This is a genomic window from Bacteroidota bacterium (assembly GCA_013696965.1).
Taxonomy (GTDB): domain Bacteria; phylum Bacteroidota; class Bacteroidia; order JACCXN01; family JACCXN01; genus JACCXN01.
This window is the reverse complement of sequence record JACCXN010000032.1, coordinates 41,195-65,316: the sequence shown is the minus strand read 5'-3', so window position 1 is coordinate 65,316 and position 24,122 is coordinate 41,195. Positions and strand designations below refer to the sequence as shown.

General features: G+C 33.2%; 22 protein-coding genes and 1 pseudogene. 5 read left to right on the top strand and 18 right to left on the bottom strand.

All coding sequences use genetic code 11. From position 1 onward, the window contains the following. The coding region (locus tag H0V01_05505) for an SBBP repeat-containing protein (GenBank protein ID MBA2582829.1) at positions 1-1,239 on the top strand (1,239 nt) is incomplete at its 5' end. A gap of 483 nt (positions 1,240-1,722) precedes the next feature. After that, positions 1,723-2,202: a hypothetical protein gene (locus H0V01_05500; protein MBA2582828.1), complete on the top strand. Its 480-nt coding sequence runs from the start codon at positions 1,723-1,725 to the stop codon at positions 2,200-2,202. 127 nt (positions 2,203-2,329) lie between these two features. On the opposite strand, the gene H0V01_05495 is transcribed toward H0V01_05500, so the two are convergent. The 3 genes and pseudogenes from H0V01_05495 to H0V01_05485 all read right to left on the bottom strand — a co-directional run bounded on the left by H0V01_05495 (position 2,330) and on the right by H0V01_05485 (position 4,591). Next, the gene (locus H0V01_05495; GenBank protein MBA2582827.1) at positions 2,330-2,710 is read right to left on the bottom strand and encodes a transmembrane 220 family protein; all 381 of its coding nucleotides are present in this window, start codon (positions 2,708-2,710) and stop codon (positions 2,330-2,332) included. Between the two features lie 104 nt (positions 2,711-2,814). Beyond that, a pseudogene (locus H0V01_05490) lies at positions 2,815-3,620 on the bottom strand (alkaline phosphatase family protein). A gap of 125 nt (positions 3,621-3,745) precedes the next feature. Continuing rightward, positions 3,746-4,591: an EboA domain-containing protein gene (locus tag H0V01_05485; protein ID MBA2582826.1), complete on the bottom strand. Its 846-nt coding sequence runs from the start codon at positions 4,589-4,591 to the stop codon at positions 3,746-3,748. 758 nt (positions 4,592-5,349) lie between these two features. Between H0V01_05485 and H0V01_05480 the strand changes: the two genes are divergently transcribed. Next, the gene (locus H0V01_05480) at positions 5,350-6,483 is read left to right on the top strand and encodes a metallophosphoesterase (GenBank protein MBA2582825.1); all 1,134 of its coding nucleotides are present in this window, start codon (positions 5,350-5,352) and stop codon (positions 6,481-6,483) included. Between the two features lie 208 nt (positions 6,484-6,691). On the opposite strand, the gene H0V01_05475 is transcribed toward H0V01_05480, so the two are convergent. From H0V01_05475 to H0V01_05465, 3 genes are all read right to left on the bottom strand, one after another. Then, positions 6,692-7,705: an oxidoreductase gene (locus tag H0V01_05475; GenBank protein ID MBA2582824.1), complete on the bottom strand. Its 1,014-nt coding sequence runs from the start codon at positions 7,703-7,705 to the stop codon at positions 6,692-6,694. A 57-nt stretch (positions 7,706-7,762) separates the two neighbouring features. Continuing rightward, positions 7,763-8,539 (bottom strand): RMD1 family protein, encoded by a 777-nt coding sequence (locus tag H0V01_05470; protein MBA2582823.1) that lies wholly within the window; start codon positions 8,537-8,539, stop codon positions 7,763-7,765. A gap of 78 nt (positions 8,540-8,617) precedes the next feature. Next, on the bottom strand, positions 8,618-8,923 hold the full coding sequence (locus H0V01_05465; GenBank protein MBA2582822.1) for a YbaB/EbfC family nucleoid-associated protein: 306 nt from the start codon (positions 8,921-8,923) through the stop codon (positions 8,618-8,620). A 325-nt stretch (positions 8,924-9,248) separates the two neighbouring features. On the opposite strand from H0V01_05465, the gene H0V01_05460 reads away from it, so the two are divergent. Beyond that, positions 9,249-9,473: a hypothetical protein gene (locus H0V01_05460; GenBank protein ID MBA2582821.1), complete on the top strand. Its 225-nt coding sequence runs from the start codon at positions 9,249-9,251 to the stop codon at positions 9,471-9,473. A gap of 206 nt (positions 9,474-9,679) precedes the next feature. On the opposite strand, the gene H0V01_05455 is transcribed toward H0V01_05460, so the two are convergent. The 7 genes from H0V01_05455 to H0V01_05425 all read right to left on the bottom strand — a co-directional run bounded on the left by H0V01_05455 (position 9,680) and on the right by H0V01_05425 (position 18,643). After that, a complete protein-coding gene (locus H0V01_05455; GenBank protein ID MBA2582820.1) occupies positions 9,680-10,192 on the bottom strand; it encodes a hypothetical protein in 513 nt (170 codons plus the stop codon). Continuing rightward, entirely contained in the window at positions 10,189-10,557 is a 369-nt protein-coding gene (locus tag H0V01_05450; GenBank protein ID MBA2582819.1) for a magnesium citrate secondary transporter, read from the bottom strand. The genes H0V01_05455 and H0V01_05450 overlap by 4 nt, the downstream gene beginning before the upstream one ends. Positions 10,558-10,847: 290 nt before the next feature. After that, on the bottom strand, positions 10,848-12,995 hold the full coding sequence (gene scpA / locus H0V01_05445) for a methylmalonyl-CoA mutase (GenBank protein MBA2582818.1): 2,148 nt from the start codon (positions 12,993-12,995) through the stop codon (positions 10,848-10,850). Beyond that, positions 12,995-14,452 (bottom strand): acyl-CoA mutase large subunit family protein, encoded by a 1,458-nt coding sequence (locus H0V01_05440; protein ID MBA2582817.1) that lies wholly within the window; start codon positions 14,450-14,452, stop codon positions 12,995-12,997. The genes scpA and H0V01_05440 overlap by 1 nt, the downstream gene beginning before the upstream one ends. Positions 14,453-14,592: 140 nt before the next feature. Further along, on the bottom strand, positions 14,593-15,756 hold the full coding sequence (locus tag H0V01_05435) for a glycosyltransferase (protein MBA2582816.1): 1,164 nt from the start codon (positions 15,754-15,756) through the stop codon (positions 14,593-14,595). Continuing rightward, complete coding sequence (locus tag H0V01_05430) at positions 15,753-16,952, bottom strand: glycosyltransferase (protein ID MBA2582815.1); 1,200 nt, start codon at positions 16,950-16,952, stop codon at positions 15,753-15,755. The genes H0V01_05435 and H0V01_05430 overlap by 4 nt, the downstream gene beginning before the upstream one ends. A 20-nt stretch (positions 16,953-16,972) precedes the next feature. Continuing rightward, positions 16,973-18,643 (bottom strand): LptF/LptG family permease, encoded by a 1,671-nt coding sequence (locus tag H0V01_05425; protein ID MBA2582814.1) that lies wholly within the window; start codon positions 18,641-18,643, stop codon positions 16,973-16,975. Between the two features lie 291 nt (positions 18,644-18,934). Here H0V01_05425 and H0V01_05420 point away from each other — a divergent pair, with 291 nt between their 5' ends. After that, positions 18,935-19,711, top strand: coding sequence for a glycosyltransferase family 2 protein (locus tag H0V01_05420; protein ID MBA2582813.1), 777 nt, complete (start codon positions 18,935-18,937; stop codon positions 19,709-19,711). A gap of 25 nt (positions 19,712-19,736) precedes the next feature. Here the strand turns inward: H0V01_05420 and H0V01_05415 are convergent, their stop codons facing one another. The 5 genes from H0V01_05415 to H0V01_05395 all read right to left on the bottom strand — a co-directional run bounded on the left by H0V01_05415 (position 19,737) and on the right by H0V01_05395 (position 24,077). Further along, positions 19,737-21,407, bottom strand: a complete 1,671-nt coding sequence (locus H0V01_05415) for a glycosyltransferase family 39 protein (protein MBA2582812.1) — start codon at positions 21,405-21,407, stop codon at positions 19,737-19,739. Next, complete coding sequence (locus H0V01_05410) at positions 21,404-22,057, bottom strand: phosphatase PAP2 family protein (GenBank protein MBA2582811.1); 654 nt, start codon at positions 22,055-22,057, stop codon at positions 21,404-21,406. The genes H0V01_05415 and H0V01_05410 overlap by 4 nt, the downstream gene beginning before the upstream one ends. Positions 22,058-22,117: 60 nt before the next feature. Beyond that, a complete protein-coding gene (locus H0V01_05405; GenBank protein ID MBA2582810.1) occupies positions 22,118-22,504 on the bottom strand; it encodes an SRPBCC domain-containing protein in 387 nt (128 codons plus the stop codon). A gap of 274 nt (positions 22,505-22,778) precedes the next feature. Then, positions 22,779-23,654, bottom strand: a complete 876-nt coding sequence (locus H0V01_05400) for a hypothetical protein (protein ID MBA2582809.1) — start codon at positions 23,652-23,654, stop codon at positions 22,779-22,781. Between the two features lie 75 nt (positions 23,655-23,729). Next, a complete protein-coding gene (locus H0V01_05395; GenBank protein MBA2582808.1) occupies positions 23,730-24,077 on the bottom strand; it encodes a 4Fe-4S dicluster domain-containing protein in 348 nt (115 codons plus the stop codon). Between the last annotated feature and the right edge of the window lie 45 nt (positions 24,078-24,122).

Below are 24,122 nucleotides of genomic sequence, written 5' to 3'. Positions count from 1 at the left end.
GTTCCATTATGGGCTCACAGGGGAGGGGGGCCATTGAGTGATAAAGGCCAGTCCATTGCAATTTCTAAGGATGCGGTTTATGTAACCGGTTATATCAGAGACACAGCTCTTTTTAATAATGATGGCGCTATTAAGGCTATTAGTGCAGGAAAAAAAGATGCATTTATAGCAAAATATGATTTATCAGGCAACTTAATCTGGTTGAAAAGAGGTGGTGGTCCAAATGATGATGAGGGCTCTGGTATAACGGTTGATGCAGAAGGTTTTATTTATGTTACTGGTCAGATAGACGGGGATGTTAATTTTGATGGAGTTGCTGTAAAGTCAAAAGGAGGAAGAGATGCCTACCTTGTTAAATATGATCCTGCTGGAAATTTAATTTGGATAAAAAATGAAGGTGGTTCAAGTAGGGAAGCTGGTATGGGAGTTAAAGCTGCAAAAGATGGCAGAATATATGTGACAGGAAGTTTTAGCAGCAAAGCATCTTTTGGAACCCAGAGTGTTAGTTCCAATGGGAGCAGCGATATTTTTGTAGCCTGTTTTACAAAAGATGGACAGGTTGTATGGGCAAAAAATGCTGGTGGAAGTCTTGCAGATGCAGGTTTGGGGATAGCTTCGGATGATGATTCAAATGTTTATATTACAGGAAATTATGGAATATCAGCCGATTTTAATGGACAAGTAATAAATGGAAAAGATAGTGCAGAAATATTTATTGCTAAATATGATTCCAATGGGGAATTTAAATGGGTGATGAATATTGAGGGAAAATTGGATACAAAGTATGAAAGCCAGCATGAGGAAGCAGGAAGGTCAATATGGGTTGACAGCAAAAAGTTTGTGCTTGTAACTGGATCATACCGTACCGATGCTGTTTTGGGACCATTTAATCTCCAGGGATGGGCCAATACCGATATTTTTACCACCAAAATAAAACAGGCTGAATCTGATGAAAGCGCCTATGATACTGGAATTGAAGTAAATATTTCTGAAAATCATTTTAAAGTTTATCCGGTTCCTTCAACAGGGGTATTAAATATTACCTATTCAGGCAATGAAACGCTGAATATTAAACTAAAGCTAGAATCCTTAGAAGGAAAAATTCTTATGGAAAAACATTATTTGTCATCCCAAAACGGAACTGAAATAATTATGCTAAATGGTATTGCCAAGGGAATCTATTTTCTACAAATTGGTACTGAAAAAGAACAAGTTGTCCGAAAAATTATAATTCGTTAATTTAAGTGCGTTGTTTTGTATTTAACCTTTAACCTGGTTTTATAACTTTTTTCTAAATAATGGAAAAACCTTCAATTAGTATTATTTCATAATTATTTGAAATCACTGTAGCCTGAGATAAATTTGAAAAAGAGCCCTTTAAGTTTCCTTATTCGGCTCTTTTTTATAGTTTAGTTTTACAACAAACTTAAACTATCTCAGACAGAAATGATTTGAAATTATAAACCGGTGTTTAAAAAAGTAATTATTAATTCATCTAAATATTAAAATTAGATTCAAGTCATAAAGAACAGCGAATTATTAATCTGGAAGAGTTCCTGGTTAAGTTCATTTTAAACCAGTTCAGGTTAAATTTAAGGTAAACATTTTGCGGCTAATTGAATAAATAGAAAATTAATAAATGGACAGTTTTTACGACTTTTGCTGAAAAAAAATAAAGAAGTTATGATGTAAGTTTTTTGCACCAGGAAACTTGAATCATTTGTGAATGTTCAGGACAAAAATGAAATTGCAAATGGAACAGAAAATAAATGGACAGCTCACCTTGTTCCAATTGGAGGGAGAAAATGTATTTATTTTATTCATAAAAAGTCCTTGTATTCGGTTCTGGTTATAGACATTTTGAAAAAAGACTTAAAAGAATTAAACAATCTATTTTATGAAGCTTTTGTAACTCAGCTAAAAGTAGATAAAATATATAACTCTGAATTTGAAAGATTTTTAAAGGAAAATTTTAGTTCAATGAAACTATTCTCCACAGACAATGACCAAAAAACAATGGGAACGATGAGAGATGGCATAATGCATTTAAAATCATTTTGTGAAGAAAAGGAAAACAAACTTGATGCAGCCGTTGAATTTTGTAAATATTCCTTAAATAGAATACCAATTGGAACAAGAAAATTTAAATATGCAAAAGAATTAATGGAAGAAGAATTAAAAACCACAGCCAACATTGCATAACCACAAGCGGCGGGCTTGGTTCTATTTGAAAAGTCATTGCTTTCCTTCGGTGCTCTGCTGATTGGAACGTGGGGATAAACGCCACCAGGGGCTATGCAAAAAACGTAACTTGAAACAGTTGTTGATTTTAATTATCCCAATTTTTTATTCTGATTGATTTTTTCGAAAAAGTATAAATCATATATACTATAAAAGTAAGCAGACAAATCATTAGTCCTGCAGTTTCCCGTGCCAACTCCTGATTAAATGATTTCATGCTTAAGCCGTGGCCAGGTGTAAAAAAACCTTCAAAAGCTGTTATTTGTACCCAGGAGTTAATCAGCATTGAAGAATATAGAATCTGCAGTACAATAAGAAGTTCCAAATTATTCTTTTTTTGATACATTTTTAGTGATACAAATGCAGAGACAAGATATAAGGTAATCCATAGAATTGGATTAGGATCGTTGATTTGCCAATAGGCAAATAACAAATAAATTCCAACAAATAATAAAGCTACAGTGCGCATGTTTTTTTATTTAAGTTATTTTGTATTATAATCCATGTTGTTTATAGAAGATAAAAGTATATCAAAAACATCTTTAGAATCAATTGAAAAAGAGGATTGTATGTTTAGTTTTTAGAAATTATAATGGGCCAATCATTTTTCGATTCTGGAATTCGACCATAGGAACCTTTAACCAATGAAGCATCCAGTGGAATGATATCCATAAGTGTACGAAAACCCAGTTTTTTTTTCAATAATTTACCAGCCACTAATAGGTTTAAATGAGAAATTTTAGGATTAGTAAACAGCTCAACGGGCATATCCCGGTTTACGGTGAATATCCACTGTGCAAGCAAAATCAGGAGCTTTATTGTCATCCAACCAGTAATAGTAAGTGAACCAAGAATTATTATCTGCCACTGCCATTAGTTGTCCTGATCGTTCATGGAATAAAAAGTTTATACTTAATTCCTCTTCTCCCATTACTTGATGAATTCCCTTAATATTTTCAATTAATTCTTTAACCTTTTTAATATCTTTTTTATCCTTTATATAAATATGAGAAATTTGATGATCGGCAACAGCAAAAGCTCTGCTTGCTCCTGCATCCAAAAGTTCTTTACCACGTTTCTTTCCTTACTTTTATAAAGCCATGCTATCTATGTTCCCTATTAATGGAAATTGGATTTTCTACTTTTGTAATTCCATATTCTGAAACCAGGATTACATGCGTACCTTTTAATTCATAAAAAGTAATTAGATCACGGCACACCTCATCTATTTCTTTAAGGTCTTTGTTAATTCTTGCATCAATAGTACCCAAACGTTGAAGATTATAGTCAAGATGAGGAAGATAAATTAAGGTTAAGGTTGGTGAATAAATATGTTCAACAATTTTTGAGGCTTCTGCAATCCATTGGCTTGATTTAATTGATGCAAAAGGTTATAATTGCAACTATTCCTGCTTTATACATAGCTTCATAATCATCAGTAGTTCGTGATACCATATGAACATGCGGATCGATAAACATCATTTTTTTTGTCATTATTCTATTTTTAAATTTTATGAAACCATTTTTTACCAATTTCATCCCAATTGATTTTTTCTTCTTTAATTCTTTCCATAAGCTGAGGATAAGATTTAATTAATGTTTTCGCCTCTGGTAGGCTACAGGAAGAGCAAAACAGGGCTGCTGAGAATTTATGAATTAATTCCTGTTCAAACATTTGTTTTATACTTTCTAAAACAGAACTTTCAGCATAAGGTGCAACCAATCTCCACAATTCTGGTGTGATTACACGTCCGGCTGCTTTTCGCTCTTTGGCATAATCAAAAAGCATTGATGCAAGTTTTATATTCATGCGTTTATCAAGACCATATATTTTATAGAGTGGACTTTCAATAAAAACTGCCTTAAGAATCATCTGGTTCCAGTTGTCATCGTCTAAGTATTCGGAAGGGAAAGGATTGTTAAGTGCTATTCGATCAAACAAGGAACTTATGTTTGTTCTTTTTCCTGCCAATGCCAGTTCACATTGTTCTTTTGGAAAAGGCAGTAGTGGGAGTGCAGAAAACAATGCATCGATTTCTTTTAAATCCCCGGAACTTAATATTTTATTTAAAGTTTTATTATATTCTGAAATGTTACCCTGAAAAGCATTTAATACTAAAAGAATACGTGTGGTTTGATCAATTGTTAGATTAGTAATATGCCATCCTTTTCTGATTTTATTTGCATCTAGTGTGTCTTTTTCAGAAACAAATAATTTTTCAGTACCAGTGAACCTGGGAACTAAGCTATACCATTGCATAAAAGAGGATTCAGTGTAATTGGTTTCAAGATCGTAAATGACCGTATTTAACCAATTAATCCCTGTATTTGAAATTTGACGGGATAACAATTTGAACAAAATTTTTTTTACTTTATTAAGGTCTGCTTGCATAGGAGTAAATAAGAAAAAAAGCCTATTAAAAATAGTATACATTGCATTATGTATGCCATGTAATTAATTGCTTTTTTTCACAATAAACTTATTGCTTTTGACAATATCTAACTGTGAAACTGAGAGATGGATTGGGCTACAAGTGTACTGTTTTTGATGTTTTTTTTATTTAAGAAACATCTGATTAGTTGATCCATTAGGGGGGAATTTAATGCTCATTTAGTGGAAATTATTTCATTTTTATCACCAAGAAGCAAATGAAAATCCAATAAAGTAGGCCATTGAATAATGGCAAGATTATTTAAAATAAAAATGCAAAAATATTAACAAGTAACATAGACAATTTCAAACAATTTTTCAGCTAAATTTTTATAAACTATAACCTGTGAGATAATTTAGCCATGCACCTACCACCCCGCAAACACAAATGAATACAACATGGCTATACCATATTACAAACGAATAAATTAAATATATATGAAATAGCCATGCACGAACCGTTCACAAACACTAATGAAGATAACCTGGCGTATTCCATATGACAACTAAAAAAACAAATTATATACATATGAAATAGCCATGCACGAACCGTTCACAAACACAAATGAATATAACATTGCTTCCGATAAATTTGTGATAACAATTAAAAAGACAAATGCATTTAGCATTCATGAGTTCCTTAGAGGAAAAATAAAAAACGAATAAATTATTTACATATGAAGAAAACAATATCAATGTATCTAGTTGCTGTTTTTTTCTTATCACAAAACATTTTAGGGCAAACCTTTGGGGTAATAGGCGATTACGGTGTTGATAAAATACCACAACTGGATGTCTCCAATTTAATGAAAAGCTGGAACCCAGATTTAATTATTACTGTTGGCGATAATAATTACCAGGGAGGGGATTCATTAACAATTGATAAAAATATAGGAAAGTATTTTCATGAATATATTTATCCCTATAAAGGCACTTATGGTCTAGGAGGTACTATAAACAGGTTTTTTCCTACATTAGGGAATCATGATGTTAGAACAGCAGATGGAAAGCCTTATTTTGATTATTTTACTCTGCCCGGTAATGAACGTTATTATGATTTTGTTTGGGGTGATGTTCATTTTTTTGCTCTTAATAGCGATACAACTGAAATTGATGGTGATTCAAGTGCTTCTGTTCAAGGTCAATGGCTAAAAAATGCTTTGGAATCTTCAATTTCTCCCTGGAAAATTGTTTATTTTCACGAGTCTCCATATACTTCCGAGGAATATCACCGTAGCCAGCCTCGATTGCAGTGGCCCTTTGTTGAATGGGGAGCAACTGCAGTACTTACAGGGCATTCTCATAATTATGAACGCATTTTTGTTAATGGTTTAACATACATGGTGAATGGATTGGGAGGACACGGTAAAAGAGCATTTGTTGACATTATTCCAGAAAGCCTTGTGCAATATAATCAGGATTATGGAGCAATGAAAGTAGTGGCAAATAATGACAGCATAGTTTTTATGTTTATAAATAGAGCAGATTCTTTAATTGATTATTATTCAATTAATAAAAACACGGAAGACATTAATACGAAACAACTAAAACCTGAAATTGAACTTAAAAATTTCCCCAATCCTTTTAAAATTTCTACACGAATTTCATTTGTATCCCCCTCAACAGGATTCGCTGAACTAAAAGTATATAACTTATATGGAAAGGAAATTACTACACTTTTAAGTGAAAACATTACATTTGGAAAGTATGAAGTGCAATGGATGGCTGAAAATTTGCAGAGTGGAGTTTATTATTATTGCCTGTATTTTGCTGATTTTGTAAAAGTTGTTAAAGCTGTAATAATTAATTAGGCAATTAATTTTTTTATAATTAAGAAAAAGCAAAGTCCCTCTTTGATTATCGTTGAAAAAAATCAATGAAGATGTCTAATATCCAAATGAATTGGATATATTTCAGGAAATATATAATTTTTTTCTGAGAAGTAATGGCAGTAGAAAGAATAGGCTTTTTCAATTGCTTTTATTTTGTATTTTTTTAAGCTACAAAAGGCCTTTTTAACTATTCATTTTTAAAAATTGCAATCCTTCCTTCTGATCCGGCAAGAATTACAAGTTTTCCTGTTCTTGATTTCCTAAGCACATGAAAACCCTCTTGGCTTAGTTTTCTCCAGTTGTTTCCACCATCGTGGCTAATATCTGTGCCTGAAGTTCCAGTGGCAATTAAAGTGATGCCATCGATAAATTCAACACTCGATCGGTAACCACCGGTTTCAGTAATAGGTTTTTGCCAGTTTCGTCCTGCATCTTTTGACAAAAAAATGTGGTTTGTTTTAAGCGTGTCTAGGGCATAATCCCCTCCAACAATAATTCCTGTTTTATTATCTGCAAAATCAAAAGAAAAAATTCCTGTTGAACTTTTCCCTTGTAAAATAGGAGTTGCAAAAACTTTCCAGGATTTGCCTTTATCCTTAGAAACAAAAAGCCTTGAAACAATTCCACCACTTGCAATAATAATTCTGTTCTGGTTATAGCTTCTGATAGTTGTTCCGCTTGCTGCAAAAGCAGCCTCTCCCTCTAATAAAGCAGGCCTTTCTTTAAAAGGGGACTCTGTCCAATCATTACCTCCGTTTAGTGTCCTTAAAAGATACATTCTGCTTTCAACGGGATCCCCGAAAATGATACCTTCCTTTTCATTAAAAAATGTAATGCCATTAATGAAAATTTCTTTTCTTTGATCAGTGTACACATTATGCCATGTTAATCCACCATTTGAGGTGATAAAAATAAAAGCTGGGGAACCGGCATTGGCAACTATGGCCTTGTTCTCATCAAAGGCATAAATACTGCGAAAATCAAGAGTTTCATAACCTGGAATTTGAAAAAAGTGCCATTTGCTCCCTGCATTTATTGTAGTCCCGATATATCCATTGTTGCCGCTTATCCAGGCAATATTTTCATCTACTATTGATAATCCACGAAATGAAGTTTTTAATTCTGTATTTATCAACAGCAATTCCTGCGAAAATAAAATGCGTGAAAACAAAATAAAAAGCAGAAAAAAAAGATTTTTCATTTTTAATTAAATGGGATAAGTCTAAAGGTACAGGAATGTTCTGAAAATGAAAAAAAATTAAAAGACAATAGTATAAACCATATGAATCACCTCAATTAAAATGAGAATAATAATGATCCATTCTAATCTATGGCTTTCTTTTGCATGCACAAGTTCAATAAAAATTGAATGGTTGGTTTCCACACTTTTTAGCATATATTCAAGCTCCCTAAAACGTATAGATATATCGAAGGTTTTTGATAATCCTGTATGTACTTTTCCTAAAATTTCATCTTCCCAAACAACTGCGGGAGAATCAATTATATACAAGTCATCAATAATCTTGCTTTTTGTGTTTAATGTTTTGCCGATAAATTTCAACAGGTTTTTTTCTCCGATTCTCAATCTGCCAAAAAGCTCTAATCTTTTTGTGAGTATTAAAGTTTCATCAAGTAAATTCTGGGCAATTTCAAGAAAATAATCAAGAGCTGTGGATTGGGCAACCTGAAGCATTGTAATATTAATCAAAGCATCATTAATAACAGGTACGGAAATAGAATTATATGAAAAAACAGGAGTATTTACTTCGCTGGTTTGAATAATAAAATCTTCCTTATATTTTTTTTCAAGAATATTGGTTGCATATTCCTTAATAAGCCGGATGAAATTTATCTTATCTAATTCCTCAATATTTGCAAATACAACAACACCATAATTTAAAATATATAAGTAGCCTTGCTTGTAGCGGTAAAATAATTCAAATGAACTTCCGCTGATAAATTCCCCATCATAATCTTCTTTAAACTTTTTTATATTGATACTTTCAGCTAATTGATAGGCAACTATATTAATCATAAAACCTGTATTGGTCCTATTAAAATTAATATAAAAAATGATGAAAAGAAATAGCCTTATTGGAAAATAATTACTGCTTTACATTCCCGGAATGTTTGGTAAAAATCCCTTTGTAGCTCCTTGCATTTCGGCTTCATAAACTTTTTCGGATTGCTCAAGTGCTCTGTTTACGGCAATTAACAAAAGATCCTCAAGTTCTTCCTTATCTCCTTTGAGAACCTGGTCTAGTAACGTAATATTCACGACTTTTTTGTTACCATTTGCCGTAACCTTAACACGGCCATTCCCTGATTCACCAATTACTGTTATTGTATCCAGTCTTTGTTTTGTTTCTTCTACTTTTTGCTTCATTTCCTGAAGCTTTCCCATCATATCTCCAAACATAATTATTGAATTAAGGGTTAATAAATTGAATTATAAATTTAATAAAAAATCACTTTGCTTTTTCCAACGAAATGTTTTCAGTTTTTTTTGCATATTTCTGGTCATAATAAACAAACATATTCAGCCAAATCATTCTTAATCATCTAAAACTCAAAGGTGCGATTAAAATAACAGAAAAAATATCCATAGCTTCGTTTTTGTTGAGGTAAATAAATATTATTAGTTGTTTTTTTTATGTTTTATCAAGAATAACTTGCACTTTTAAATTAAGTGTTTATATTTGCAACAATGTTGCATTTATTAATATTTTTAAAATTTTATTGAAATGAAAAAAATTGTCTTTATTGGCTTATTGCTTGCAGGAACCGCAACTTTTCAATCGTGTAAAAAATGTATGGAGTGTGAATTTGTAGAAGTTCATGGAAGTCATTCACATGAGGATGAAAAAGAAAAATGCGGTTCTAGGAAAGAATTAAAAAAGTTTGAAGAGGAAATGCAAGCTGAGGCCAAATTAAAAGGTTTTACAGTTACATGTCACGAAGGGCATTAAAATAAACAGCACTTTTTAAGTTTATCTCATTCAATGCTATAAACGAAAATTGAAAAGGCGCTGGAGCCTTTTTCGCTGAATTACTGAATTGTGAAAAGGAGAAAGGATTATTAGAGATTGTGGAGCTGCTTTTTTTCTAAAAGATTGATGTTGGATGTAAGCATATAATTGGCTTCACTTTGAATTAATATTAGAATATATACAAATTAGAAATTTTCCTGAACAGTATTCTCTTCAGTTTCAGAAGTCCAGATAACATTCACAACCCACCATCTTTCCTGATCATAACACAATTGAATGCTGTTCACCCCACTGTCAAAGGGCTTCCCTGCCTGTTCACTGCTTGATTGAAAGGCGCTGAAAACCTGGGCAATTGGACCAAACTCATGTGTTTTTCTTGCAGTTTCAGTTTCATAAAAATTGTTTTTTAAAAAATATACACCTGAAGATTGTATGTACTTTTCAATATTTCCACCTATAAATAAATTTTTTCCATCTTTGTTTTTCACAACCATGTTAAACTGTACTGATGGTTTACACAAGAATTTTAGCCTTTCCCAATCTCTTTCCCCGGCTGGTCCCGAAATTACATCATACAATGCTGCAATAATTCCATCTATGGTTTTAACTTCCTGGTTGTTTTTTTCTTTGTTTTCTGAGGCAATGCTGATAGAGGTTGTATTTAAAAATAAAACAACCAGCATGATTATTTTTTTCATTGGATTCCTAGTTTTAACTGTTTAATGTTCATGTGTTTAAAAAAAATAATAGCTCCAGTTCCATAAGCCGCAATATCCATTATATCTGAAGTATGGTTTACAGAAAACAACGGAAGTATTCCTTCAAACATTACTGAGAAATAGATTACTGCAAAAAACACTTGAATTTTTGAAAATACATACTTTTCATTTTTTAATACAAGGCGAAGAATATGTAAAGTTATGGAAAGTACAACTGGCATGCAAAGTAAATCGTCTAGATAAGCATGTATTAAGGGAATGAAAATTCCAAATTGTTTTTCCATGATTTGATTTACAACAAACAAAACAGTTGACAAAACAAATAGTTTGTTTTTTAATATCATCAACCTGCAAGCATTGTAATTAGCCAAATAAAGAAAGAAAGGATTGCAATAAAGATCATTTGAATTAGCAAACCTATTTTTTTAAGATATAGATGAATATGGAATCTCCTGGTTTAATATCAAGTATTGAGTCTCCTTTTACTTCATTTATAGTTTGATTTATTTTTTTTTCTACCGTTAACCGCGATCCGCAATTTTTGCAAATATCCGCTTTTAATCCATTCCATGTTGACAATTTTTTACAAACCTGACACCTTTTGAAAGACGAAATGTTGTTCGTTAAAGTAATATTATTGTTCAAGTTTTTCAATAAGAAGTTTTAATATCTGTTGAGCGGCAACAGCAATGTTTGTTCCCGGGCCAAAAATGGCTGCTGCTCCAGCTTCAAATAATGCATCATAATCAGATGAGGGTATTACTCCTCCCACCACCACCATCATATCCTCACGTCCGTATTTTTTAAGCTCTTCAATAACCTGTGGAACTAAAGTTTTATGGCCAGCTGCAAGGGATGAAATCCCTAGAATATGAACATCGTTTTCTACCGCTTGTTTTGCTGCTTCTGCTGGAGTTTGAAATAAAGGCCCAATGTCAACATCAAAACCAATATCAGCAAAGGAGGTGGCAATTACTTTTGCTCCTCTGTCATGCCCGTCCTGGCCCATTTTGGCAACCATTATTCTTGGTCGTCTACCTTCCAATTCAGCAAAACGATCGGCCATTTCCATAGCAATTTTAAGTTCTTTATTTTCCATAGCTTCTGATGAATACACTCCTGCTATTGATTTAATTGTTGCTTTATATCTTCCGTAAACTTTTTCAAGAGCAAAAGAGATTTCACCTAAACTTGCCCTTTTCCTTGCTGCATCAATTGCAAGTGCAAGAAGATTACCTTCTCCTGATTCTGCCGCCTGTGTTAATGCAAGTAGTGCTTTATCAACTTCTTCTTTATTTCTTTCTGTTTTTAATTTATTTAACCTTTGAATTTGTGATTTTCTTACTTTGGTATTATCTACAGAAAGGGTTTCAATAGGAGCTTGTTTTTCGAGTTTGTATTTGTTTACTCCCACAATTATTTCTTTGCCTGAGTCAATCCTTGCTTGTTTACGTGCCGCTGCCTCTTCAATGCGCATTTTAGGAAGTCCTGTTTCTATGGCTTTAGCCATACCACCTAATTGCTCCACTTCCTGAATTAATTCCCAGGCTTTATCAACAAGTTCATTGGTTAAGCTTTCAACATAAAAAGAACCACCCCATGGATCAATAGCTTTAGTTATATCAGTTTCTTCTTCTAAAAAGAGTTGCGTGTTTCTGGCTATGCGTGCAGAGAATTCACTTGGTAAGGCAATTGCTTCATCAAGTGCATTGGTATGTAAGGATTGAGTGCCTCCAAAGGCAGCGGCCAAGGCCTCAATACAAGTTCTGGCAACATTATTATAAGGATCCTGTTCTGTTAAGCTCCAACCTGAAGTCTGGCAATGTGTTCTTAAGGCCATTGATTTTTCATTTTTCGGGTTAAACTGTTTTACAATTTTAGCCCAAAGCATTCGTGCTGCACGCATTTTAGCAATTTCCATAAAATGGTTCATTCCTATGGCCCAGAAAAAGGACAATCTCGGAGCAAAATCATCTATATCCAGACCTGCCTTTATTCCGGTTCGTAAATATTCCAGTCCGTCTGCCAAGGTATAAGCAAGCTCTAAATCTGCTGTGGCTCCTGCTTCCTGCATATGGTAACCCGAAATACTTATGGAATTGAATTTGGGCATATTTCTGGAAGTATAATCAAATATATCCGCAACAATTCGCATAGAAGGCCCGGGAGGATATATGTAAGTGTTGCGCACCATGAATTCTTTAAGAATATCATTCTGGATGGTTCCGCTTAATTTTTCCTGAGAAACGCCCTGTTCTTCAGCAGCAACAATGAAAAAAGCCATAATAGGGAGCACAGCACCATTCATGGTCATAGAAACAGACATTTGGTCAAGTGGAATAGCATCAAAAAGCAGCTTCATATCAAGAACTGAATCGATAGCCACACCAGCCATTCCAACATCCCCAACCACCCTTTCATGATCTGAATCGTAACCACGGTGAGTAGCAAGATCAAATGCAACTGAAAGTCCTTTTTGTCCCGAAGCTAGGTTCCTGCGGTAAAAAGCATTTGATTCTTCAGCAGTTGAAAATCCTGCATATTGCCTTATTGTCCATGGACGAACCACAAACATGCTTGCATAAGGGCCCCTTAAATAAGGCGGAATTCCTGCAGCAAATTCAAGGTGTTCCATTTTTAACAAATCCTTATAGGTATAAAATGGCTTTACTTGAATTCCTTCAGCTGTTTTCCATGATCCGGCCAAGGGCGCTTCATTACCGGTTTTGGGACTGGTTTTATAATCAATGCTTGAAAAATCAGGACGCAGAGTATCTTTCATTACAGTTCAGTTTTTTGTTTCACTAATTCTGAATCAGCATGCATTGCAGCACGGTATATTTTTAATGGTCTTATATCCGTTTGCCCTAATGGGTATTCAGACTTTACAAATGCTTCTTTTTGAGAAATTTGTTCTGTTTTATTTATATATTTATTCACCCCAACCATTACCATTTCTCCTTTTGCAATTGAATCATTTTTAGCATGTGCGGTTTTTTGGATTTCATCCTGGATAAATCCTGTTTTAATTGCCTCAAGAAAACCTCCTTTTAATTCTGTTTGTTTAAATAATTCCCAGGTTGCTGCTGCAATTGAATCAGTTAATCTTTCAATATAATATGAACCACCTGAAGGATCAACAACTTTATTTAAATGAGCTTCCTCTGCGCAAACAATTTGAATATTCCTTGCTATTCGTTCTGAAAATTCATCTGCAGGCCGATAAGCACAATCAAATGGCAAAACTTCAATAGAATCAGCACCACCAATTGCGCTTGACATGGTTTGGGTAGTTGCCCTAAGTAAATTGTTGTGAGAATCTGCAATGGATAAACTCCAGGCCGAGGTTTGGCAATGAATAAAAGTTGCAAAGCTAGAGTCAGAATGGGGTTTGTATTGTTCAATTATTTTTGCCCATAACATTCTTGCTGCCCTTAACTTTGCAATTTCCATAAGATAGCTGGAGCCTGTGGAAAAAGTGAATTGCATGCAATCGGAGATAGCATCAGTGGATAAATTCTTTTTGCATAGTTCCACCAAATATTCATTGGCATGAGATAAAGAAAATGCAAGTTCCTGAACAATTGAAGCCCCAGCATTATGGTAATTATTTCCGCTGACATTTATTCCTCTGAAAAACGAAAGCTTCTCTTTGCTTAAAATCTGAACAATTTCAGCTGCAATATCAAAGCCTTCTTTAGTTCCAGCACATTTGCCTGTTAAAAGCATTTCACCCAAAAAATCATAATCTACTGAACCTTTAATTGCTGTTGAACTTAAGTTCCTCTGCTTTATTTCTGTAATCAGGTTTTCCAACAAAAAGAGAGGGTGTTTAGTTGAAAAATTTACAGAAACATGTTCGATTAAAACATCTTTCAATAAGTTGGAAACTTCGTTTGTAGGGGTTATAAAACCCAATGAAGTAACACCTTTATTTAATATTTCAAGGGCTTTTTTATTTGCTTCTTTTGCATCTGAAACTGTAATGTTCTGCCTTATTTCCCAGTAGTTTCCGTCTACTTTGTTTCCTCTCAAATAAGGACAATGGCCAGGTATTGTATTTTTTTGTTCTAGCGTTTCAATGTCCTCTTTTGTGTAAAAGGGATTGAATTTTAATCCATCAAAGGTTTTCCATACAATTGATTCATATTCTTTTCCTCTGAGTTCTTGTTTGATTAGTTCTTTCCATTGTGCGGCTGTGGCAGCAGGAAAATCACTAAATAAATTTTCATTATTCATGCTATTGGGGTTTCAAGCAGCCAAATTACAAAAAATAGTGGCAAATTGGAGCAATGGAATTGGTTTGGATTAAAGATAGACTGGTAATCAAAAAATGTTTTTAATTAAACAATCATTTGAGAAAGGAACAGCAAAATTATTTATCCCTGAATTAGTCGATCCAACAGTTCTGTTGAAGCCTCCCAGTTGTATTTTTCATTAACAAATGTGCAACCACTTTGGCCAAATTCAGTTCTTAAATCTTCATTTTCAAGCAATGTTATTATATGCTCAACATAAGAGGCTGTGTTTTTTCCAATTAGAATGTTTGTATTGTGTATGGCTTTTAAGGCATTATTGGCAAGTTCAGAGGTAATACATGGAAGATTCATGGCCATTGCTTCAAGCAATTTATTTTGAAGTCCAGTACCAATACGCATTGGCGCTATAAATACTTTTGAACGGGAATAGGATTCCCTTATATCTTTTACCCAGCCTGTAACAGTTATAAATTCTGATTTTAAACCTAATACTTTAGAAGAGGGATTTACACCTGAAATTAAAAGCCGAACGCCCGGTATTGCTTTTTGAACCTCTGGTAAAATTTCCCTTGCAATATATTCAGCGCATTCTATATTTGGAGGATAATTCATGTTTCCTGTAAACAACAAATCATAATCTTTTTCTTTATTGAGGATAGGAGCAAAAAAATCAGAATCCACACCATTGGGGATTACAGTTATCTGATTATTGGAAGTATGAGAAATAAAGCTCCTATCCTGTTCGGAAATTATGGTTTTATTATCAAAACAGGAGAATATTTCGTTTTCATATTTTTTTAATCGCATGCTTTCAATTTTGAAAACAGGCTTAAGTAAAAATGGGGCTTTATTTATTCTTCTTTCCATTCCAATGGATAGAGCATCCATATAATCAATTGTTTTGGGAATATTAAACTCCCTTACATATTGGGCAACTCTTAATAATTGACAATAAATGTGATCGGGCTTATGAAATCCAATTAATTCTTCGATTTTTTCCTTTACATGCTTCTGGTAAAAATAACCTACCTGCAAAGGTTTTTGGGAAATTATTGTCTTTGCCAGATTAAATGCAATACCGCTTGGTGATAAATGGATTATTTCAACATGGGCGCAATAATGGGATAATATTTCTTTCGCTTTAGCATCTACAGGTTTATCTGAAAGTGCACAAAGTATTATTGTATGTTTTTTTGATAGCTCTTTTATCTGATTAAATGCACGTAGTTTATCCCCTTTGTCTAAAGGATACGGAACACGTGATAACAGAACAAAAATTTTCATTGTTTAATCAGCTCTTGATACAATTCATTATATCGGTTAGCAATAGTTTGAGTAGAAAAATTAGCTTCAACAAATTTAACTGCATTTATTCCTAATTCCGTACAAAACTCAGGATTATTTATACATTTAATTGTTTCAGCTACAAATTGTTCAACATTATCAGCAATTAAAATATTTTCATCCTTTTTACATCCTATTCCTTCAACACCCAAAGATGTAGATATTATAGCCTTTCCACGACTCATTGCCTCAAGTATTTTTACCCTTATTCCTGATCCGGAAAACAAGGGAACTACCATGATTTTATTGCAGTTCATAAAATCAATTGAATCTTTTATTTCTCCTTTAAATACAACACCCGCTATTTTGGAGTTTTTCATTTTGTGAGGCATATTTTTTCCGGCAACATGAAATTTCAAATACGGCAATTGCTTGTTTATTTTTGGCCATACTTCTTTAAGAAACCAATTAAGTCCCTCAAGATTTGGGTGCCAGTCAAGCGCACCAATGAAAAACAAAGAAGTTTCTTTTTTTTGAATTTCGTTGGCCGGATAAATATCTATGTTAACTGGAATAGTCTTTAATAGTGGAATTTGATTTAATTCAGTAAGTTTTTTTGCATCATCCTTTGAAATTGCAGCAACAGCATCCACTTTTTTTAATACTTCTTTTTCATATTTTTTTAGTCTGTTGGCAAGTATTTTAAAGTAAAATGATTTTAAGGGATTCTTTTCATTAAGCGCAGATTTTAACCAAATTTGGTGCTCTGAATTGTGTGCCCGTAATACTATTTTTGAATCCTTGGAAAAAGTCCTTATCGTTTGAATATAGGGAGCAACATAGATGCTTTCCAATTGTATAACATCAAATTTTTCTGCTTCCAGAATACGTATTAACTTTTCATTAAAATCAACAGACCAAAAACGAGAAACGTTATAAGATTCGCCAGAAAAAAGATTTAAAAAGGCATCCATGGGCTTTACAGCAGTGTCAACAAAAATTGTCTCTAATTGGGTAGAGATAAGAAAACTATTTTTTTTCTCTGGTATTTCAAAAGGATGTTTTGAGGTTTCAATAGCTAGTATTTTCAATTCATTCTCACCAAATAATATAGCATCAGCTGCTGCCTTCATAGCAATGCATCCTCCGTCAACAGAGGGGAGTGGAGGCTTGTTGCACAACTGTAGGATTTTCATTTGAAAGACAATTTTGGATTTTATTGACCTGTTTCTTTTTTCTTGAATTTTTTCATAAAGGCTGAATAAAAATCCAGATCGAAAATTACTGAATCGCGGGCTGCTTTATAAGTCAGGAACAGCCCGATTGGAAGCAGTATAAAAGATGCGAGCCACATTCCAATATAAGGTGGCATAACATTTTCCTTAACAAATTTTTCTCCCGTTATAGATATTACATGAAATAGTATGAAAAAGATAAAAGAGATTACAACAGGCATTCCCAAACCGCCTTTTCGTATAATGGCCCCAAGTGGAGCGCCAATCAAAAATAAAATCATACAGGCAAAGGATAGGGTGATTTTTCGATGCCACTCAACCAAATGCCTGTTTATATATTTATCCCTGTTCTCAATGTCAGAAACAAAAGATTCAGTATAGGCCTTAGCGCTACGTACAAGATTAGTTGCAGTTTCTATTGCCAGAATTTTTTCTGATCGAGTAAAATGTTCCAACAACAAGGGTCCTTCTTTAGCTGCAAGTAATGTATCTGTTAGCTGATTTGTATCTGTTAAAGCTATTACAGCAACCAGTTGAGATGAATCAGCTTTCTGAAAATCAGCTTGAATTACACTTTCTTTTTTTTTGGCAGGACGATTCCTTAATAGGAAATTATCTCTTAAATCCTTTGGTTTTACTTTTGTTGTATCCTCATTATTAACACTGGTGTTTGCAGCAACTTCCATGGTCATTGCATTGTTTTTATGAACAATCAAAGTATCCCCCATTTCAATATTATCAGTTTTACTGGTTACACTAGTGGAATCACTTATTGAATCAAGGTTTTCGGAAATAGAATACTTCGGTTTATTGCGGTAAAAATTATCGGTGATGTGATTTGAAAACTCGACAGTTCTCTTGTTTTTTTCTTCCTTTAATTCATTAATCGATACTTGTAATTGGGAAAGGTTGAGCATCTGGTAATTATCCTTAAAAAGCTCCTCATCAGTCCTGGTTAATTTAAAGCCTGATAAATCCATTCGTATCACTTGTTCTTTAAATTGGGAACGGACAAGCGGATAGTTTTTTTTATCTGAATTTTGTGCATTTTGTTCATCATAACTATATCCATCCAATAAATTTAACAACATATACTGGTTGTTTGGAGTAATTTTCATAGTACCTTCTTCTGCAAGTATTACTTTGTTACTTCCTGTTCTACTTGTGTGATCATAAATCATGATGTTTTTAAGTAACTCACCATTTTTTTCTTTCTTTCCAATTCTAATTGTATACCCATCAATACCATTGTAAAATACTCCTTCTTTTATTTCGATTGCCGGTTTTTGATGGGTTATATCATAAAGTAGCGTTCCGAATTTCAGGTTGGCAACCGGAAGTATATTATTGGAAAAGTAAAAGGCAGTAAAACAAATCAATACAGTAAGAAAAATAAGTGGACGCATTATTTGAGGAAGTGAAAAACCTGCGGATTTCATGGCTACCAATTCATAATGTTCGCCCATATTTCCCATTGTCATTATAGATGAAAGCAGAATGGCAAGAGGAAGTGCTAAGGGTACAAGACTGGCTGAAGCATACATCATAAGCTCAGCGATTATATACCATTCTAAACCCTTTCCAATTAAATCATCAATGTATTTCCAGAGAAACTGCATCAATAGCACGAAGAGGGCTATAAAAAAGGTCATTACAAAAGGACCTGCAAATGATTTAAGTATAAATTTATGTAAGGTTTTCAAGTTTGCCTTTTCGGGTAATAACGCAAAGATATGTAATATGTTGGTATGTTTTTAAGTTCATTAGCTTGATTGCCGTTGAAGATTTTTGCACTTAGCATATCTATGAATTTTTATAGACAGATTGTCGTTCCAATTTTAGTAGAACGAATTCCCTATGAATTTATAATTGTTAGTTGATATTTAATTTCTGATTCGCATTGCTGATTCTTTTTAATAAATTTGCAGCAAACCAATGTTTTTATGATTAATAATAAGAAAATAGTTGTTGTATTGCCCGCTTATAATGCAGCCCTTACACTTGAACAAACATACAGCGAAATTCCCTTTGATATTGTTGATGAGGTAGTTTTGGTGGATGATGCAAGTTCAGATGCAACCACTGTTGTTGCAAGAAAAATAGGCATTAAACATATTATAAACCATCAAAAAAACAAAGGCTATGGAGGCAACCAGAAGAGTTGCTATGATAAAGCTTTAGAACTAAATGCGGATATTGTAATAATGCTGCACCCAGATTATCAATATACCCCAAAACTTATTCCTTCCATTGCTCATATTATTGCATCAGGTTTATATCCCGCAGTTTTAGGTTCCCGTATTCTAGGAAAAGGGGCTTTAAAGGGTGGTATGCCTATGTATAAATACATTGCAAACCGATTTCTTACTTTGAGTCAAAACATGCTTATGAACCAAAAACTTTCTGAATATCATTCAGGGTATAGGGCATTTTCAAAGGAAGTACTTCAAAGAATAAATTATTCAGCAAATTCTGATGATTTTATTTTTGACAATCAAATGCTTGCACAAATATTTTATCAAAATTTTGAAATAGCTGAAATTACCTGTCCTACAAAATATTTTGCCGAAGCCTCTTCAATTAATTTTAAAAGAAGCAGTATTTATGGTTTGGGGGTTTTAAAAGTTTCCTTTCAATATTTCCTTCAGAAAAAGGGGATAGCCGATTTCGATTTTTTCAAATCAAAGAATAAAGTTTCTCAAACTGTTGAATTGTCTTGATAAAAATTCTTTTTTGTAAAAAAAATCACCTGTTTTCAACTTCTATATTCCGTGTATAGAAAATAAAGCCATTTTTCCTGTAAACTTCTTTGAGATGTGAATAATATTCTTTTATCTCATTTTCCTTATTTACTCTTGTAACAAAGTAAACTGGTTTGTCAACATCTCCATTTAACAACCATTGAATATCGTAGGATAAAGGATTTTTCACAGGCTTTTTATCTGAATAATAAAGTTGGGCATAGCTCTTAAAGAACAAAGGTTCTATATAAACATCTTTATTTTGAAAATGTCTGTAAAATTCAATTGCTGCTCCTTGAGAATATTTTTCAATTTTTGGGACAAATACCAGAATTGTAAAATTCACAGTAATTAATGATGCTGCAAAAACTAGCGATATGGCCGTTGCAATTCTTTTCGTATTAAAAAAGTAAATGGCAACAACAATGAAAATGAGAAAACTTAAACCGATTAAAAATTCAAAACCATTCCAATAAACATCTGCCTGAAGGTTTGCCAAAGCAAAATCATCTTTAATGATCCCTGATGTGATAATATTTGCTTTGTATTTGGCCACAAAAGGCAATAAAGTAATGGCAATTCCAAGAACAATACCAATAATTCCGGTCAGAACTGTCATCCATTTTTTCCATTCTAGTTTTCTCTCAAGGATAAAATTAAAAGTCCAGGCTGCAAGGAAAGTTATGGGAAAATAAGTCAATGAGGAGTAATGGACAATTTTGGTTTTTACAATTGAAAATAAAATAAGTACTACCCAAAAAAGGATTATCATCCATAACTTTAAATATTTTTTAAAAGGAGCAGCTGTTCCTATTTTCTTAAACCCTCTTATCATGAGTATTGATGCAGGAAAACAGCCAATAAGCAATACCAGGAAATGATAATAGAAAGGACCTCCATGTCCTGCATCTTGTGTATTGAAAAGTCTTACCTGATATTCGAAAAATTCAACTACAATATCAAATCGTCCCCGGGCAATTTCAACAAGGAACCAGCTGGAACCAGTAAGAGCTACGATAAATGTCCATAGGAGCATTTCTTTATAGCCAAAGAACTGTTTAAACCTAGAAATCAAAAGATAGCCCAAAAAACAAAGCCCGAAAATAAGCAGTGCCACCGGGCCTTTGGTTAATACTGCCAAACCAATAAAAAGAGCAGAAAATAGTAAGTAGGGGATTTTATTTTTACTCCTTACTTCCACAACATAGTGCGAGGAATAACTGATAAAATAATAAATACCAAGAAAAATAAAAAGATTAAACCAAGGATCTATTATGCCGGATTTGAAATAAAAATGAGGAAGAAAAGAACCAGCAAAGGCAAGCACCCAAAAAGAAGCCATTTTTTGATTGAAATGCTTTGCTCCTATATTGTAAACTGCAAGTAAGGTGAACATTCCACAAATAGCATTGGGTAGGCGAGCAGCAAATTCGTTTGCCCCGAAAATTTTCATTGCAATTACCTGCATCCAGAAAAACAATGGCGGCTTTTCCCAGAAAGCTTCGTAATTAATCATTACCTGGGAATAATTGCCTGTTACAATCATTTCCCTTGCACATTCTGCAAAATTAATTTCATCCCAATCAAACAGATGAACCGCTCCAAGATTTGGAATAAATAACAAAGCTGAAACAACAATAATCACTATATTGATAGAAAGAGTGCTTGCTTTCATTCCTTATGTTTAACGATATAGGCTTTAAGGGATTTATTCAGGCCATTAACTGTATTTACCTTATATTCAAAAAACCAGAAAGTTAACAAAGAACAGCTAACCCCTAAAAGAGAACCAAAATAAACATCAATAAAAAAATGCTGGGATAAATGTATTCTTGACCAGGAAGCGATTATTGCAAGGATTAAAAGCATTGTTTTTATGCCATTGTTTTTAACAATAAAAGCCATGCAAGCCAACAAGGTAAAGGAAAGAGTAGCATGTCCGGATGGAAAACTAAAGAGTGAATGAACTTCTACACCCTCCACAAAATGGAGTTTGCTTACTCCTTCGAAATAAGCTTTGGGCCGAACAATATCACTGAAAACAATTTTTTTAAGAAATTGAGCAATTATAGAGGAAAGAATTATTGCCGAAAGTACCAATAATGAATCCCGGAATCGGTAAAAAGCAAGGACTAATATAACCAGGGAGGCAAATAAACCTTCTCCAATAAAAGTTGCGTATTTAAAAAAAATATCAGAAAATGAATTGTGGTACTGGTTAATGGTAATATGAATTTCACCTTTTGTAAAGGAGTTTACCAGCACAAATCCTACAATTAAAAATATAAAATATGGAATAAAAAAATACCTGTTTTTTCTTAGCATTGAAAAGATATTGTTTTGAAAGCAAAAATAATAAAATCCACAGGAGATTAAAAAACAAAATCAACCACCAACCAGTTGTATTAATTTTGTGACTTGGGAATCCCAAAGTAGTTTGGAATTTTCATGTTCATTTGCAGGTTCAAAATCGGTAACAATAAGGGCTACATCTTTGGTTATATCATCTACTTCTAATTTAAATTCAAAAAAAGTATCCTGGGGAAGGTCTAACCAACGGAATTGGGTATAATTGTTAACTTTTTTGCTTATTAATTCTGCACTACGTTGCTCATCATCCCAACAAAATGTATAAATATCATCTTTAACATTTATATTATCACAAAACCATTCGCTTAAACCGTTTGGAGCATTAAGGAAAAAATATAAAATTTTTGGGGACGATTTTATTGTGTATTCTAACTCTAATTTTGTATGGACTTCTTCGTTCATTACTTTATACTTTGTTTTAAACTAGATGCAAGTTAAAAATATCTTTCAATAAACAGCTAATTTATTGCTCAATAATGAAAAAATTATTAAATTATTGCTTGTTTGGTTCAAAAAAGCGGTATTCAAGCTTTAAATTATACCCCCTTACTTTGTTTTTATAAGAGAATCGAATTTAGAAAATGCACTGTTTGGAATTAAAAACCCTAAGGAATAAAATAAGAGTTAAAAGCATTAACAATAAAGAGCTTGATTTTTCATTAAATGAAAGCCGGAGTTACTTTGGGTTCTGCCAATTTTTATCCTTTTTGCTTTTGCTGTTTTTAGCATCAAAATCTTCAAAGTAAACCCATATCCCTTTTTTATAAATTAATGCATCAAAACTAAGATCAGGCCCATAATACTGATATTGCCCTTTAAGCTGTTGGTTGTTTGGGGCAAGGTGGTCAAAAATTATTTGCTGACCTTGTTCCTGGTACTTTAAGGACATTGTAACATCTTTTGCATATTCAAAAATTACCCTTTTCTGTATTTTTTTTTCCATTTTAAAAACAGGAGCGCCAAATTTTGGTTCTCCATTCGAGGAAAAAAACAAAACATCTATTATTTTTTTAGTTGAGTAGGAATTATTGCCATTCCAGCCTAGTAAAATATAATGTTTGTTCTTTTTATCTTTAACATGAATCATTTTATAATAATGAGCTCCTGGCCACTCGCTATAAGAAAAACTTTTGTTTTCAGCCGAAAGTAATAAATCACCGGTGTCCTTTAGCTTATAAAAGGGTTTGCTTATTTTTTTGGGATTTAAAAAAGGATTAGGTTGTATATACCCAAAATACTCAAAAGTTCCATCTGCTTTTGCCAAATGCCAGTTGAAAAGCCTAAAAGTATTATCTGGGGCAATTATGCGGGCAATAGTAACCAATGAGTCAAAAGCATAATTAAAAGATTCGGGTTTTGAAAATGCCTTTTCAAGCAAGCCGGTTAAAGCCAAATTAGCTTTGTATTTTTCTTCTTCAGATTTTGAGTTCAGAATAAGGCGTGCATAATCTTTCATTTCTGCTTCCATAGCAATAAAACCAGCAGGATTTTGCTGGGAAAAAACAGGCTTGATCAGAAGGGAAAACAGAATTAAAAACCAATATTTTTTCATTTCAGCTAAACGGATTTTTTGCTGGAAAAATTGTTTTTGTTAAAACAAAAATCAGTTAAATTCTGATGAACAAAATTAAATGTGAAGTGAATCCTTTTTTGCAAGCAATTGTTCTTTGCTTTCTCTAAAATCAGGATCATCAACACAACAATCAACAGGACAAACAGCAGCGCATTGAGGTTCATCATGAAACCCTACACATTCGGTGCACTTATCTGTTACTATATAATAAACATCCATTACCTTAGGAGGCAAAGGACTATCAGCATCTGTTGTAATTCCTGTTTTTGAAGTATATGTGCCTTTTAACGCAGTTCCATCAGAAAAGCGCCATTCTGCGCCTCCCTCGTAAATTGCATTATTGGGACACTCTGGTTCACAAGCCCCGCAATTAATGCATTCATCGGTAATCATAATAGCCATGTCGCTATGTATATTTATTGGTGAATAATATTGTATTTTTGACGC

Excerpts from the sequence above, each read along its gene's own strand:
- H0V01_05425 (MBA2582814.1), bottom strand. The coding sequence starts at position 18,643 with ATGACCTTTTTTATAGCCCTCTTCGTGCTATTGATGCAGTTTCTCTGG.
- scpA (MBA2582818.1), bottom strand. The coding sequence starts at position 12,995 with ATGAAAGATACTCTGCGTCCTGATTTTTCAAGCATTGATTATAAAACC.
- H0V01_05480 (MBA2582825.1), top strand. The coding sequence starts at position 5,350 with ATGAAGAAAACAATATCAATGTATCTAGTTGCTGTTTTTTTCTTATCA.
- H0V01_05415 (MBA2582812.1), bottom strand. The coding sequence starts at position 21,407 with ATGAAAGCAAGCACTCTTTCTATCAATATAGTGATTATTGTTGTTTCA.
- H0V01_05465 (MBA2582822.1), bottom strand. The coding sequence starts at position 8,923 with ATGTTTGGAGATATGATGGGAAAGCTTCAGGAAATGAAGCAAAAAGTA.
- H0V01_05495 (MBA2582827.1), bottom strand. The coding sequence starts at position 2,710 with ATGCGCACTGTAGCTTTATTATTTGTTGGAATTTATTTGTTATTTGCC.
- H0V01_05410 (MBA2582811.1), bottom strand. The coding sequence starts at position 22,057 with ATGCTAAGAAAAAACAGGTATTTTTTTATTCCATATTTTATATTTTTA.
- H0V01_05475 (MBA2582824.1), bottom strand. The coding sequence starts at position 7,705 with ATGAAAAATCTTTTTTTTCTGCTTTTTATTTTGTTTTCACGCATTTTA.
- H0V01_05460 (MBA2582821.1), top strand. The coding sequence starts at position 9,249 with ATGAAAAAAATTGTCTTTATTGGCTTATTGCTTGCAGGAACCGCAACT.
- H0V01_05400 (MBA2582809.1), bottom strand. The coding sequence starts at position 23,654 with ATGAAAAAATATTGGTTTTTAATTCTGTTTTCCCTTCTGATCAAGCCT.
- H0V01_05395 (MBA2582808.1), bottom strand. The coding sequence starts at position 24,077 with ATGGCTATTATGATTACCGATGAATGCATTAATTGCGGGGCTTGTGAA.
- H0V01_05405 (MBA2582810.1), bottom strand. The coding sequence starts at position 22,504 with ATGAACGAAGAAGTCCATACAAAATTAGAGTTAGAATACACAATAAAA.
- H0V01_05450 (MBA2582819.1), bottom strand. The coding sequence starts at position 10,557 with ATGATATTAAAAAACAAACTATTTGTTTTGTCAACTGTTTTGTTTGTT.
- H0V01_05440 (MBA2582817.1), bottom strand. The coding sequence starts at position 14,452 with ATGAATAATGAAAATTTATTTAGTGATTTTCCTGCTGCCACAGCCGCA.
- H0V01_05430 (MBA2582815.1), bottom strand. The coding sequence starts at position 16,952 with ATGAAAATCCTACAGTTGTGCAACAAGCCTCCACTCCCCTCTGTTGAC.
- H0V01_05455 (MBA2582820.1), bottom strand. The coding sequence starts at position 10,192 with ATGAAAAAAATAATCATGCTGGTTGTTTTATTTTTAAATACAACCTCT.
- H0V01_05470 (MBA2582823.1), bottom strand. The coding sequence starts at position 8,539 with ATGATTAATATAGTTGCCTATCAATTAGCTGAAAGTATCAATATAAAA.
- H0V01_05435 (MBA2582816.1), bottom strand. The coding sequence starts at position 15,756 with ATGAAAATTTTTGTTCTGTTATCACGTGTTCCGTATCCTTTAGACAAA.
- H0V01_05420 (MBA2582813.1), top strand. The coding sequence starts at position 18,935 with ATGATTAATAATAAGAAAATAGTTGTTGTATTGCCCGCTTATAATGCA.